General features: G+C 42.7%; 9 protein-coding genes. 1 reads left to right on the forward strand and 8 read right to left on the reverse strand.

The features are described 5' to 3' along the window. Window positions 1-2: 2 nt before the first annotated feature. The 7 genes from I6G42_RS09345 to miaA all read right to left on the reverse strand — a co-directional run bounded on the left by I6G42_RS09345 (window position 3) and on the right by miaA (window position 13,883). Window positions 3-1,262: a preprotein translocase subunit SecY gene (locus I6G42_RS09345; protein WP_038804390.1), complete on the reverse strand. Its 1,260-nt coding sequence runs from the start codon at window positions 1,260-1,262 to the stop codon at window positions 3-5. A 677-nt stretch (window positions 1,263-1,939) separates the two neighbouring features. Beyond that, a complete protein-coding gene (gene bgaA / locus I6G42_RS09350; protein ID WP_038804391.1) occupies window positions 1,940-9,181 on the reverse strand; it encodes an LPXTG-anchored adhesin/beta-galactosidase BgaA in 7,242 nt (2,413 codons plus the stop codon). 249 nt (window positions 9,182-9,430) lie between these two features. After that, window positions 9,431-10,186 carry an SDR family NAD(P)-dependent oxidoreductase gene (locus tag I6G42_RS09355; protein ID WP_038804392.1) on the reverse strand — a complete coding sequence of 252 codons (756 nt, stop codon included), beginning with the start codon at window positions 10,184-10,186 and terminating at the stop codon, window positions 9,431-9,433. A gap of 21 nt (window positions 10,187-10,207) precedes the next feature. Next, the gene (rnz, locus tag I6G42_RS09360; RefSeq protein ID WP_038804393.1) at window positions 10,208-11,137 is read right to left on the reverse strand and encodes a ribonuclease Z; all 930 of its coding nucleotides are present in this window, start codon (window positions 11,135-11,137) and stop codon (window positions 10,208-10,210) included. Between the two features lie 14 nt (window positions 11,138-11,151). Next, entirely contained in the window at window positions 11,152-11,775 is a 624-nt protein-coding gene (locus I6G42_RS09365; RefSeq protein WP_038804394.1) for a cystathionine beta-lyase, read from the reverse strand. Continuing rightward, window positions 11,768-13,006: a GTPase HflX gene (hflX, locus tag I6G42_RS09370; RefSeq protein WP_038804395.1), complete on the reverse strand. Its 1,239-nt coding sequence runs from the start codon at window positions 13,004-13,006 to the stop codon at window positions 11,768-11,770. Before hflX ends, I6G42_RS09365 begins: the two co-directional genes overlap by 8 nt. Next, entirely contained in the window at window positions 12,999-13,883 is an 885-nt protein-coding gene (miaA, locus tag I6G42_RS09375) for a tRNA (adenosine(37)-N6)-dimethylallyltransferase MiaA (RefSeq protein WP_038804396.1), read from the reverse strand. Before miaA ends, hflX begins: the two co-directional genes overlap by 8 nt. A 120-nt stretch (window positions 13,884-14,003) precedes the next feature. Here miaA and I6G42_RS09380 point away from each other — a divergent pair, with 120 nt between their 5' ends. Further along, the gene (locus I6G42_RS09380; protein ID WP_001051782.1) at window positions 14,004-14,174 is read left to right on the forward strand and encodes a DUF3042 family protein; all 171 of its coding nucleotides are present in this window, start codon (window positions 14,004-14,006) and stop codon (window positions 14,172-14,174) included. Window positions 14,175-14,370: 196 nt separating this feature from the next. On the opposite strand, the gene I6G42_RS09385 is transcribed toward I6G42_RS09380, so the two are convergent. Continuing rightward, window positions 14,371-15,210 carry a thymidylate synthase gene (locus tag I6G42_RS09385; RefSeq protein ID WP_038804397.1) on the reverse strand — a complete coding sequence of 280 codons (840 nt, stop codon included), beginning with the start codon at window positions 15,208-15,210 and terminating at the stop codon, window positions 14,371-14,373. Window positions 15,211-15,213 lie beyond the last annotated feature (3 nt).

Genomic DNA, 15,213 nt, shown 5'->3' on the forward strand with positions numbered 1-15,213 from the left:
CTCTATTCTCCTTTAAATTCTAATTCTTTGTGGTAGTAAGTCCCAATTCTCAAGATACGTATTTCTTCATGCAAAGGCAAGAGCATACTGACTAAAATGATCAATGTACTTGGTATAGTCAAAAGCAAATTTGGAAGAGGTAGGAAGAAATTAATGAAATAGGGTAAACCAATAAAAACGATCAGGTAGAGTGCTCCTACATTAGATTGTAAGGAAATGTAATGTTTCAAAACTTTTAAAGTTGCTTTCCCAGGCTGGATATAATCTAAGTATTCTCCTTGACGTTGTAAACGTTTCGCTGTTTCTTCTGGTTCTAAGTTGATATAGGCAAATAAAATTGCAAGAAGATAGATAGCAAGCAAGTAAAAGGCTAAACTTAGGGGGTTTGTAAAGTCAAATAAACTACCAAAATTTTTTGTAAAACCATGTCCAAACCAGTCTAATACCAACTGAAGCAACATAATAACACTCGAGGCATACATAATAGGCATTCCCCCAGAGGGAAGAAATTTGATAGGGAGGTAAGATTTGCCATAGTAACGACTACTTAACATGACTCGATTTAGAGGCAAACGAATTTCAGCTCTCTCGCAGACCACGGCAATATAGCCCAAGATCAAAAATGAGATCGCCGCACCTACTAGAAAGGCTAATCCTTCTTTAGACAAAACAGATTGTCCTATCAATACCACTAATTGGTTAGCAAATTGTAGCAGAATTCCTGAAATAATAATAATTGTCTGCCCACCTACTCCCTTGCTAACATTCAAACTAGCCAACCAGATAATAACAAAGCCTCCTGCTACAACAGTTGCCAGTACAGCCATATTATAAATCCAATCATCTACAAGAAGCAAAAAGCGTCCATTTTCCGAACGAGCCGTGTACATAACAGCTATCCCCTGTAACACGGAAAAAATCAAAGTGAGAATCTTTTGCACAAAATCCGCTTTTTTCAATGACCAGGACTGGATATTCCAACTTTTATTCAAGTTGATGACCTGCCAAACGATCATCGTCGTAATCCAAGGACCTAGTCCCAGTGAAAACATGGAAATCTTAGAGACATCTACTCCTGCTAAGGAATACAAATAGGCCAAGGGATTTTGCTCAGTTATTTGTGAAAAACCTGTATTGCCATTGTATCCTGGAAGTAAAATATGGCGACCAAGTATATAGATCGCAATGATCAAAATTGTAAAAATTGCTCTTCGGAAAAAAATACTTGTTCGTTTCTGTTTCTTAAGACCGAAATGTTTCATCTGTCATCCTTTATTCTTTATATTTAGCAAGTCTTGCGATCATTTTCTAGCAATGTTCATTCACCATCGTAACAGCAAGACAACCCAAGAAAACAGGCTCATCCCACTGATAATCAAGATAGGATTAACTGGCTTACCATGATATTTCACCTACGAAATACAGGAGCACCTCATGAGTGTAAATCTACTTGGAGCTTCTCTTCTATCCTTGAATATTTTCATGTGAGAACACCTGTTCTTCCATTTCTTCTATTTGAACACTATCAAATGCATAAACGGATTTAGTTAATCCTTAAAATTTTTATAAGTATATCAACTCTGTCACCATGATTAACATCTAAAAAACCACTCCCATACCAAATCTCTGAAAGGTAAGGAATTTTACGCTTTCTCATCTGATCATGATCCTTCTAAAGTTGAATGGATTTTATCCGATTTTTCTCATTAAAAAATCATTTATAAAAATTACCAGTGCCTACTATTGTAGCATATTTATCAATTATTTTCAAACACGACCTCTCTTTTTATAAGTGTGAAGGGCACTTTATGAATTTTGAGCAAAATCCATTTGGAATAGGATTGACTATTCTAAACATTTGTTTACTATTATAACTCAGACGAAAAAGACCAGAGCGTCACTCTGGCCTTTTCCTGTTCAATTTAGCTTGTAACTAAACTTAGTCTTCTTTTTTGCGAGTAGTAGCTGCAAGTCCTGCACCTAAGCCCAAGAGAGCCAATCCTGCTGCTAAAGCTGACATCTGAGACTCACTTCCTGTATTTGGAAGGTGACCTTTTTCAGTTTGTGTCACTTTTTCTTCTTGAGATTGTGCTCCTGTTTGAGTCAGTTGGTGCGCATCTGGATTGACAGGAACTTGTGGATTTGGTCCTTCTTGTGCTACAGCAGTTCCCACTTCCACAATGCGATCCTGCGATGCTAGCTTATCAAAGGTTTCCTTTACAGTGCGTTTCCCATTGTCCACTTCGATGAGATGAACACGTACACCTTTTTGGCCTTCTTGGATCACACGAGTTTGTCCTACTGGAAGTTTATCGTTCTTACGTTCTTGAACTTGGAAATCAACTGCCTTTTCTTCTACTAGTAGTTCTGGTTTGTGATGAACCAAATCTCTGACACCATCAAGTGGTTGAGCCGTACCACGTTTAGTTCCAACTTCCACGATACGATCTTGCGCAACTATCTTATCAAAGGTTTCTTTTGATGTACGCTTACCATTTTCGACTTCTACTAGGTGGACACGAACACCTTTTTGACCTTCTTGAAGAACACGACTTTCACCCACATAAAGTTTGTCAGTCTTACGTTCTTGAACTTTGAAATCAACTGCCTCTTCTTCCACCAGGAGTTCTGGTTTGTGATGAACCAAATCTCTGACACCATCAAGTGGTCGAGCCGTACCACGTTTAGTTCCAACGAGAAGAATCCGGTTAACAGGAGCCTGAAGCACTTCACGGAGTTTCTCTTCACGAGTTCCGTCTGGACTAACAGATGTAAGAATGCGTTCCTTACCAACTTGTCCTTCTTGTTCTACACGGCTTTCACCTACATATAGACTTGAATCTTCTTTTTCAACAGTCTGGAAGGCAAGTTCTTTTTCGACAAGCTCAAGACTTGGATTTTCTTCTTGAATAGCAGGGGCTGGTTTCTCAGAAACTGGTTTTTCCTTGACTAGTTGGATACGATATTCCTTGACTTGTTTTCCACTTTCTGAAACGAGGCGAACAAGTACTGGAAGGCTATCATCGCCACTATCTACAACTGTTGAAGCTGCTTGGTCTGTTTCTTCAACTGAAACTTTTGGACGTTGACCTTTATAGGTAATTTGGTAGTCTTGACGATCTTCAGCGAAGTCAGGAAGTTCTTTCCCATCTACTAGAATCTTAGATTGAGTGCTTTCTTGAGGCAGTTCGCTTGGTGCAAGGAAGGTCATCTCAATCATCGCAACACCGCTCTTGTCTGCTTTACGCTCCATACGCCATCTCATAGCTTTGGCTTTCACAGCTTTAAATGTTACGTTAATTTCATCTCCAGCTTCAATGTCTTTATCCGCACGATAAGGAACAGCTTCCCAGTTATCTGGATTGTTGAATGGATGGCCTGCATCGTAGGCTTGGTAGTTAGAATAGTAGGTAGGAACTTCAAAATCTGGGCCAATATAGCGTTCCAAAACGAGTTTAGATGGCGCATCCGTTCCACTATCTGCAAAGAAGTGAAGTTTGGCTTGCGCAACAGTCCGTTCAACAATCTTGCCATTTTCACGGAAGATTACACCTGCTGATACTTCTGGATTAGAAGATGGTGTTGGAGACCAGTTTGTCCAACGACGATTTTCATTGTGGTCTCCATCATTGATATAGTCTACACGGTCATGTGAACTTGGATCAATATCATTGGTTGCTGAAGCAAAGGCTTGGTTACTGTTTTCATCATAGTTAGGGTTGTTTGAGAGAGCCTCACCAAGTTTGTCCGTCACTCGTACAGTGAACTCCGCAACGAGGTCACTACCAAGGACACGGCCTCGAACAGTAAATTGACCTGCTTTTGTCAGATTTTCTGCTGGAACTTTTTCCCATTCAACTGCCAAGTCTTTTGCCTCATAGCCATCTTTACCTGTGAAGTAAACAGGAACCTTAGTTGGTAATTCAAGTGGTTGCCCTAGTTGCAACAAGCGAGCTTGTTTGACCGCAGCAACTGGTTTACGAGAGAGCAAGTCTTTATTGCTTGTAAAGTGTAGACGGTATTCTCCTAGGATGTCGCCATTTTCAGCTTTCGCGATGACACGAACCGGCTCACCTTCACGAACGCTTGGAACGACGGTAGCGAGACCATTGTTGCTAACACTTGCTGTTACTGCGGGAACCTTTCCATCTACAGACTCAAGGTAGTAGTCTGTCAAATCAGGGTTGAAGTTTGCTAAATCTTTGCCGTCAACTTGGATTCTTGTTTGTCCTTGTCTGGCTGCTGCAACTTGTTTCGCAAAGATTTGTACCTCTGTGATAGATGTTCCTTTCTTGCTATCAAGTCGAACCATACGAATACGGACAGCATAGGTTTCAACTTTATCAAAGCTAAAGTGATTCATTTCTCCAGCTTTTAATTGAGCTGGTGCTTTGAGATTGCTTACCTCTTTCCAGTTTGCAGGATCGTTAAAGACATGGTTTTCCTCACCTACAAAGCTAGGGTTTTTAGGAGCTGTTGGAACGGTCTTACCGACATAATACTCAATCACATAAGACTTCGGTACACCAACTCCGTGGTCTTCATGGAATCCGACACTTAGATTATCAACTGAACGTTTGCTCAAGATACCTGAATCTCCGAATAGGACACCGACTGAAGCTTCTGGATTAGTACGGTTCCAGTTTGTCCAACGGTTGGCTGGGCGGTCATTAAATGAAATCAATTTATCGTTGACGTTTGAAACAGGGTCGCTTGGATTTGAGTCTGAAGCAAAGGCAAGTGGCAATTCTGAACCGGTCCATTGGTCAGAAATATTTGCTCCTTGCTCTGTTTTAGCAGAAACGCGAACATGGAGTTTGGTAGTTAATTGCGTACCTTCTAGGCGACCAGTGACTGTAAAGACACCTTCCTTAGCATATTGGTCTGATTGAATCGCATCCCAAGTAACCTTGGCAGATGAAACGTGCCCATTTGAATCGTAGGTACGAACACTTTCTGGTAATTGCGGTGCTTCTGCGATTGGTGTTGTCGCACTGACTTCTTCAACTGAAACGATACCTTCTACAGAGACTTTAGCACGCGCTTCAAGATCAACTCCTTCAACTTTACCTAGAACTTCAAAGGTTTGATAGTGGTCTAGTTTTTCTTTTGGAATAGCTTGCCATGTGACTTTGTGAATTTTAGGGAAACCTTTGTCATACTCAACAGTTACTGTTGTTGGAAGACTTGGTTCCTGATGCAAGTCTGTTACTACGTTTACTGGACGGATAGATTGCGCAACCTTCTTCTCAGTATTGGCTTGGATAGTGAGTTCAACTTGGCCTTTAGCTCCCTCGTATTCCGCTTTGAGAGTGACTGCTCCCGGTCTATGCAACTCAAGCATTCCTTTACGAACTGCGACCTCCCCTTCACCACTTGTTGAGAAACTTACTTTATCAGCGGGTAAAACTGCTTGTGTTCCGTCTTGATAGTGAGCTCGGACTGACAATTTTACTGTTTGGTCTTCTTTAAGACCGTCAGCTTGCTCTACTTGTAAGCTCAAGTGGTCAATTTTCGGTGCTTCTTCAAGGAACTGAATTGCGTATGTTTGAAGAGGACCACCATCTTTTGGTTGAACATAGATGCTTGCACGCATACCGTTTGCTGCACTTGCTTGAAGGACTGTAACATCAGCATTTTCAGCACTTGCTGCGACTTCTGGCAATTGGCCACCATAAGCAAGAGTGCGGTATTGCATTGGATGTTGACTAGTGAGGCCTGTAACGGCTTCACCACCAACACTTACATTTGGCACTACAGGTGCTGCAGGATTGCCTTCTTCTACCACAAGGGTAGCATGAACGGTTTCGCCTCCCAGTTGACCAGTCATTGGAATACGTGATCCAGCAACTGACAGTTTGGCTTTATCTGCTTCCGCAATCTCCCACTTATCCACTTCGTATTCTTGAACGCTTCCATCTGTTACAGCGATAGAAACGTATTTATCAACAGCACTCAAGTCTGTTCCTGGAGCAACACGTTTAACAGTTGGTAGTTCTTTGGCAATTGCTAGAACCTCGACACGAGCCTCTACCTCACGTCCATCTGCCATACCTTTAACAGTCACAACTCCAGCTTGGCTTACATCTACAGGAGACCATGTTACTGGACGTTTTTCACGACTGCCATCACTGTAGACAAAAGCGACGGTCTTCGGCATTTTTGGTTCTTTCTCGATAACAGTACGTACTTTTGGTACCTCTGTTCCTAGAACTGTCTTTTCTTGTCCTTCCTTCTTACCAGTAAAGACAGTTACTTGACCAGATTTCAAGAGATCCGAATGAGCTGTTAGTGTGAATTTACCTGCTTGTTCAGTTGATTTAACAATGGCAACCCCTTTACCGTTAAAGGCTCTGCGAATCCAAGAACCATCTGGCTGCGCCTTATAGCGTTCACGGCTGGCTTGTTCCCCATTATCAACACCGACCAGTTGACCTTGTCCATGCAATTGGAAACGAACCAAATTATTGGCAGTTGGCACTACATTTCCTTGACTGTCAACGATTTCGTAGTAGATGTAGGTCAAGTCTTTTCCATCTGCAGCGATTGCGTGTTCTTCCTTAATAAGACGAACACCTGCTGGTTGACCTGCAGTGGTAATCTTGTCACGTGCAATTTCTTTTCCAGCTTCATCGCGAGCTACAGCTTCCAAAGTACCTGGTTGGTAAGCAACCTTCCACTCAAGATAGAGTTCCTTAGCATTCGCACCTTCTTGGTAGGTACGGCCATCACTAGTTTGTTTCTTGTTGAAGGTCTTAACTCCAAGAGATTGACCGTTCAAGAACAATTCTACGCTTGCAGCGTTTGAATAGGCGCGAACTGGGATTTTTCCGTCTGCATCTTCGACTTTCGATGCCAATTCTCTATTTTCCCAGTTCCAGTGAGGAAGGAGGTGAACCATTGGTTTCTTCTTAGCAGAAACCCATTGGCTTTGGTAGAGATAGAAGTCATGTTTTGGAATACCGGCTGTATCTACGATACCAAAGTAAGAGCTCTTAACGGGAGTTTGGTTTTGATTGTGCCATGGCGTAGGCTCACCAATATAGTCCGTACCTGTCCAGATAAACTGTCCAGCATAGCCAGCATTGTCACGGTCAAAAGTCCATGAATCTGTTGCCGTTTTACCCCAGCCAACTCGGTCATTGCCATAGTCAGACTGTTCGTAATGACGTTCAGGTCCGTTGCTATGTTTCAATTCACGTTCAGGACGATAGTAGCTACCTCGTGTACGGGTTGCTGAAGATGTTTCTGAACCATAAATCAACCATTTGGGATGTTTCGCACGAAGTTTCTTGTAGTTATCTTCTGAGTAGTTGAAACCAACCGCATCAAGTTCTTCGGCAATCTTCTCATGGCCACCACTACCATCTCCAAAGCGGAACTTATCTGCTCCCATGGTAACATAACGAGTCTTATCAACATCTTTAATCACTTTTACTAAGCGTTTAACTGTTGCAAGAGAGTGAGCCTTTCCGTCTGCTTCACCAATTTCATTCCCGATAGACCACATGAAGACAGCTGGGTTATTTTTATCTCTTTCGACCATGGTACGAAGATCGTAGTCAGACCATTTTTCACCTTTTCTGGCTTCTGGGTGAGTGGCATCTTTTTCAAAGAAACGCCCGTAGTCATAAGGTTTCTTGCCACCATACCAAGTATCAAAAGCCTCTTCCTGAACCAGCAAACCAAGTTCTGCTGCGATTTGCAAGGTCTGTGGACTTGCAGGGTTATGAGTTGTACGGATGGCATTAACGCCCATCTCCTTCATTTGTTTGAGACGACGGTATTCTGCCTTATAGTTTTCTTCTGCTCCAAGCGCTCCGTGGTCATGGTGCAAGGAAACACCATGGAATTTAATGCGTTCACCATTCAAAGAGAAACCTTCATTTGGAGTCCAGTGATAGTAACGGTAACCAAACAAATCCTTCTTAGCATCAACCAATTGACCGTCACGGTAAACACGCGTAACCAGTTCATACAAGGCAGGTTTGTCATTTAAAACTGTCCAGAGTTTTGGTTGTTCAACTTCTAAAATCGCATCAAGGCTTGTTGATTCATGTGCTTTCAAGGTACGACTTGCCGTACGAACCACGCCTGTTACAGCCTGACCACCACGTTCAACGATTTGATATTCTGCCACAAGTTCATGGTCTTTATCATCTGTATTGACGATTTTGCTGGCTACATGAGTTTCAACCTTGCCGTGTTGCTGTTCTTCCAGTTTTGGCGTTAAGATGGTTGTTCCATTTTTCTCAACATGAACCTTATCTGTCACTTGCAAGGTCACATCACGGTAGATACCGCTACCTGAGTACCAACGGCTACTTGGTTGTTTATTGACTGCATGGACAGCAATCACATTCTCGCGACCATCTTTGTGGAGGTATTTGGTGATATCGTATGAGAACTGGTTATAACCATTTGGATAATGTCCCACTAACTGGCCATTGACATAGACTTGAGAGTCCATGTAGACACCATCAAAGGTCACACGAACATTTTTCTTGAGATCTTTTTCATCAAGTTTAAAGGTCTTACGATACCAAGCTTCACCACCATTGAGCTGGCCACCTTCGTTTTGGGCAGGTGACTGATGGTCAAAATCGTTAAAGATACTCCAGTCGTGTGGAAGATCCAATTTTTGCCATGTTGATACATCGGCATCTGGTTTCACAGCTTCTTTAGGATTCGCATTGAGTTTAAAGTGCCAATTTTGATTAAAATTCACTTTTCTATCTTCAATCATTTGATTTACTTCTTCATTTGTCGCAGCTTTCAAATCTTCCTTGACAGGCTTTTCTTGACTTGAAGCTTGAGATTCTACCTTTGGAGCTGTTTCTTCAGGTTTGAGAGACACTTTCTCCTCTTTTGGAGCTACAGGTTCGTCTTCTTTCTTCTCTGGTTTGCTTGTTTCAATTGGAGTAGCTTGACTTTGGTCAACACTTGCAACATCCTTGTGTTCTGCTACAGCTTGATCTTCTTTTTCCTCCACTGCCGGACTTTCCTCTTTTGCTTGTTCTACAGTGTGGGCGATAGGAGTTTCATCCGCGAAAACTGGTGATTCTCCAACGACACTTCCTCCAAATAGAACCGCACAGGTTCCAATCATGACAGAGCAAGCACCTACGGCAAACTTACGAATGCTGTAGACTCTTTTACGATTCCAATGGCCTTTTCCCATAAAATCCTCCTTTAGTAACCGCTTCCATTTTCTTGTAAGCGTATTACTTTTTCATAGCCTTTTACCTTTATTTTATAAAATAATATAGGAAATTTCAATACCCTAAACACAAAAAATCATATTTTTGATTGTTTTTTCTAAAATTTGTAGAAGATTCAAAAAATGTGAATGTAAATTTAGAACAAAAACAAACAATTTTTGACACTCAGTAAAACATGATAAAAAAGTTCCTTTTGGTAAGGAACTTTTTTACTTATAGTTAAAGATTCCCCCCGCCAACTTATCGGCTAGCTTAGGAAAGAGGGTATAAAACTTTTGGGCTAGATTCAACAAAACTGGAAGATTGAGTTCCCGTTTATTTTTTCCTATGGTTTTGACAATCTTTCTAGCGACTGCATCTGGTTCTAAAAGAAAGCGGTCAACCGACTTGAGGTAGCTCCCATCTGGGTCTGCCTGGTCAAAAAAGGCAGTACGAATCGGTCCTGGATTAACCGTCGTTAGATAGACACCATAGGGCATGAGTTCGAGGCGCAGAGCATTTGAAAATCCAATAGCCGCAAACTTGGTCGCTGAGTAAAGACTGGACTTAGCAGTCGCTATCAGACCTGCCATACTGACAATATTGATGATATGGCCTTTTCGACTTTCCTTCATACGAGCTGCAAGACGACGAGACAGATTCATCAGGGCAAAGGTATTAACCTCAAACATCTGGTGAATGTCTTGATTAGAAATCTGATCAAAGTCTTCAAAAATTCCATAGCCAGCATTGTTGATTAAGACATCAATTTTACCATAACGGAGATAGAGGTCAGCTACCAGAGCTTCTAGGGCTGAGTCATCAGTAATGTCGATTTCAATCCATTCCACATTAGGATGATTTCCGTAGAGTTGTCCTAGTTTTTCCTTGTTTCTACCTAGTAAGATGAGTTGGTCATCTGGCAAGAGTTTGACCATTTCTTGGGCCAATCCACCGCTAGCTCCTGTAATGAGAATAGTAGACATGCTTCGTCCTTTCAATAACTGTTAGATTTCCACTTCTTCCAAGTCTTTGACCACATGGACATTTTCAAAAACAGTTGCCGCATCCTTCTTGAGCTGGCTGATATCTTTTGAGAGGAAGCGGGCGCTGATATGATTGAGCAAGAGGCGCTTGGCTCCTGCTTCTGCTGCTACTTGCGCAGCCTGCATATTGGTTGAGTGACCGTGATTGCGGGCAATTTTCTCATCACCCTTTCCATAAGTGGACTCATGGACCAGGACATCAGCATTGACGCCTAGACGCACGCTGGCATTGGTTTTTCGCGTGTCACCAAGAATAGTAACTACCTTGCCAGGTCTCGGTGCTGAGATATAGTCTGCCGCCTTGATTTCAGTTCCATCATCCAGAACAACATCCTGACCGTTTTTGATTTTTCCAAAAAGCGGGCCAAATGGGACACCAGCAGCCTTAAGTTTTTCAGCATCCAGCGTTCCTTCCAAGTCCTTTTGCATGACACGATAGCCAACGCAGAAAATAGTGTGGTCCAACTCCTCTGCATACACAGTGAATTTATCGGTTTCAAGGATTTTCCCTAGAGAATTTTGGTCAAACTCATGAAAATGAATGCGGTAAGGCAGACGAGAACCTGACACACGAAGACTGGTTAAGACAAATGACTTGATCCCTTGGGGGCCATAAATTTCCAAATCTGTTTGCTCTTCATTAGCCTGAAAAGCACGGCTGGAGAGAAAACCTGGTAAACCAAAAATGTGGTCTCCATGCAGGTGGGTGATAAAGATTTTGCTGACCTTACGTGGTCGAATCGTGGTTTCCAGAATGCGATTTTGCGTTCCTTCGCCACAGTCAAAGAGCCAGACTTCGTTAATCTCGTCCAAGAGTTTCAGGGCGAGGCTTGAAACGTTGCGGGCTTTGGAGGGCTGACCAGCCCCCGTTCCTAAAAATTGAATATCCATTCGATACTTTCTAATTAATCAATATATAACATAGCTGTGCGGTTTTCCGATCGGAAATAGCGCTTTCCAGAAAAAGCAACAGCTTCTTGCAGTAAATCCTCTTGACTATAACCTTTGAGACGCTTGCGGCCATCTGCTAAACTTTCCAAATCTGTCAAAGCTGTGAGACTTTCCACACTAACAACTTCCTCATCCCCGACAGCTTTCAGGTAAATCTTGCCAGACTCTTCAAAGACTAGTTGATGGGGGAAAATTTGCGCAATTTCAAAGAGCAAGTCATCCGAAATCACCTCTTCATTTTCAGAGAAAATTCGACCTAGGTCCTTACTCTCATAGCAAAATCCAAAAGATTTACCCGACAGGTTAAGACGAATAAAAGGCTTATTTTCAAAGGTGAAACTTGGCTCAGCATTGTAGAGATTCAGTTCATGACTGACTTCTAAAAAATAATCCGTCGCAGCTTCAGGACTCTTTTTCTGGTAGAGTTCAGCAAAGTAGGCATTGACTACACTCGGTGGAGGTGTGATGAGAGCTAGTTGCTCCTGCTCTGTTTTACCAGCTAGAAACTGATCCAGATAGACCTTATCCAGACTTGTATAACCCCCATATTTTAGAGCCAACGTTTTAATATCAGTCATAAAATTCCTCTAACCTCCATTTATTTTTCTCGGAAATGTAGCCTGTAATGACTTCCCCGTCATCCTGATAATCGCGCTCTTCCAGAATCGCAACACTTTCCAAATCATGAATCTTGTAAGACTTAGAAAAAGGCACGCGCAGAGTAAATGCTTCAAAAATTTCCTTAATCTTATCTAGCAATAAAGCTTGCAAGTTCTCACGACTATCCTCAGACTTAGCAGAAATGAGAGCGTATGGCGTTTGGGTCGGCGTAAAATCCTCCACCAAATCCGCTTTATTATAAAGGGTCAGGCGAGGAATATCTTCCATATCCAAGTCTTTCATGATGGACAGAACTGTTTTTTCATGCTCCTCGTGGTAAGGATTGCTGGCATCGATAACATGAACCAGAAGGTCCACATGCTTGCTTTCTTCCAAGGTTGACTTGAAACTGGACACCAACTCTGTCGGCAAATCTTGGATAAACCCAACAGTATCAGTCAAGGTAACCTGTAGATTGCCCCCAAGATGGATGCTCTTCGTTGTCGCATCCAGAGTCGCAAATAGCTCATCTGCCTCATATTGGGTCTTACTGGTCAAGGTGTTCATGATGGTTGATTTCCCAGCGTTGGTGTAGCCTATCAAGCCAATCTTAAAGGTACTCGACTCCAAGCGTTTTTCTCTGACTGTCGCCCGATTTTTCTCAACCACTTTGAGCTGGCGCTCGATATCTGTGATTTGGTTGCGAACACTACGACGGTTCAGCTCTAGCTGGCTTTCACCAGGTCCACGGGAACCAATTCCCCCAGCCTGACGACTAAGCATAATCCCCTGACCAACCAAGCGGGGTAAGAGGTACTTAAGCTGGGCCAAATGCACTTGGAGTTTCCCTTCATGGCTTCGAGCCCGCATGGCAAAGATATCTAGAATCAACTGCATACGGTCAATAACCTTGACCCCGAGAACTTCCTCTAGATTGACATTTTGCCGTGGTGTCAGACGGTTGTTGACGATGACAGTGCTAATTTCTTCTGCATCCACCATCCGCGCAATCTCTTCCAACTTACCTGAGCCGACGAAGGTCTTGGAGTCATACTTTTCACGTTTTTGTCTATAGCTATCTACAACGACTGCTCCAGCAGTCTTAGCCAGACTGGCCAACTCTTCCATGGAGAGGTCAAAATTGTCCATTCCCTGCAATTCTACACCGATGAGCAGGACCCGTTCTTCTTTTTTCTCCGTTTCAATCATTTAAAAACTCCTCAATCTGGCTTAGAATACGCTCCTTCACGCCAGACTCTCCTATCTGATAAAAGGTCACCTGCATGCGATTACGGAACCAGGTCAACTGACGCTTGGCAAAACGACGGGTAGCCTGTTTGAGACTCTCACTAGCTTCCTCTAAAGTCTGCTCCCCACGGAAATATGGAAATAGTTCCTTGTAGCCAATTCCTTTGGCTGCCTGCGCATCAGGGTAATGGTCAAAAAGCCACTTGGCCTCATCCAAAAGCCCAGCCTCAAACATTAGATCCACTCGGTTGTTGATACGTTCATAAAGCTGACTACGCTCATCATCTAAGCAGATAATCAGAGGTTCATACAAAGTCTCTTGATTTTCCAAATCCTGACCAAAATGGGCAATCTCCAAGGCACGCATGGCACGACGACGGTTAAACTGGGGAATTTCAAGACCTGCTTGCTCCACAAGATGGGCTAATTCCTTATCTGAATATGACTCTAAACTAGCTCGATAGGCTAATATTTCCTCATGAGGTGTTTCCCCCCCTAGATGGTATCCTTCCAGCAAGCTCTGGACATAAAGCCCGGTTCCACCAGCAATAATGGCTAGCTTGCCACGACTTTGAATATCCTCAATAGCCTTCTTAGCTTCTGAAACAAAATCAAAAGCCGAGTAAGACTCGGTCACCTCTCTGACATCAATCAAATGATGAGGAACAGCTGCTTGCTCCTCTGGGCTAGCCTTGGCCGTCCCAATATCTAGCCTTCTGTATACTTGCTGACTGTCACCGCTGACCACCTCTCCACCAAAGCGCTTAGCTACTTCAATAGCAAGGGCTGTTTTCCCAACAGCAGTCGGTCCAACAATCACAATTATTTTTGTTTTCATCTTTTTTCCTTGAAAAATTTCCATTTTTTCGTTACTATTATTATATCACAAAAAGTTAAGTCAGAAAAATGCTACCACTTAAGGAGCCTGGCTGATCGGAAAGATAAAGGAGGAAGACTCATGGCTAAAGGATTCGCTAAAGGTCTTGTAACAGGTGTCGCAGGAACTGTCGCTGCCGTTGCAGGTGCAGTATACGCAATTAAAAAGAAAGTGATTGAGCCAGAAGAGCAAAAAGCAGCTTTCATCGAAGAAAACCGTAAAAAAGCAGCTCGCCGTCGCGTATCACATTAAGCAACAAAAGAAGTTGAGAAATCTCAACTTCTTTTTATTTTCTTTTATAGTCAATGAAAATCAAAGAGCAAACTAGGAAGCTAGCCGCAGGTTGCTCAAAGCACTGCTTTGAGGTTGTGGATAGAACTGACGAAGTCAGTCACCATACCTACGGTAATGCGACGCTGACGTGGTTTGAAGAGATTTTCGAAGAGTATTAAATAGCCAAATCAAACTTCAGTTGTGGCTTAACCGGATCATAGTCAACTAACTCAAAGTCCTCCGCTTTGATATCAAAGAAATTGGTCCCATCAGGAACATTTAAAACCAAGCGTGGTTGGCAGTTTGACGGCTCACGACGAAGCAATTCCTGAGCTTGTTCAAATTGATTATCGTAGATATGAAGGTTGTTGATAAAATAGAAAAACTTCCCAACCTTCCAGCCAAAGTGTTTAGCAATCATCATTTGAAGAGCTACGTACTGCATAGCGTTAATGTGGTGAGCCACCAGCATGTCATTCGAACGCTGGGTCAAAGTCGCATCCAGATAGATTTCCCCATCAACCCGACGGACATCAAACATGGTCTGAAAGGCGCATGGAAGAAGACCATCTGTCTCCTCAAAAGCTTGGTAATCCCAGAGCGAGATGATATTGCGGCGGTTCCAAGGGTTGGCTTCTAACTGCTTGAGAATCTTGTTGATGATATCGTGTTTCTTAACAACTGCCCCATAGCGCTCACCGATGGTCCCCGTTTCTCCCACTTCCCAGTCATTCCAGTAGTGAACATTGTACTTGTTATTAAGCACTTCTAGGCTATTAGACTGGTCTTGGTAAATCCAGAGCACTTCCTTGATGGCAGATTTGATCGCAATGGGACGCAAGGTCGTGATGGGGAATTCCCCTTTAGACAAATCATACTCCGCAAAGGCACCCGTTACGTACTTGGAGTTGGCAACAGTCCCATCCTTGTACTTGGGACGAGCCTGCTCAGAAAAGACACCGTTTTTGAGGATTCGTTCAATATTTTCTTTAAAAATCGTATCTGCTTTTGTCATTTA

The organism is Streptococcus oralis, from assembly GCF_016028255.1.
Lineage (GTDB): Bacteria > Bacillota > Bacilli > Lactobacillales > Streptococcaceae > Streptococcus > Streptococcus oralis_AC.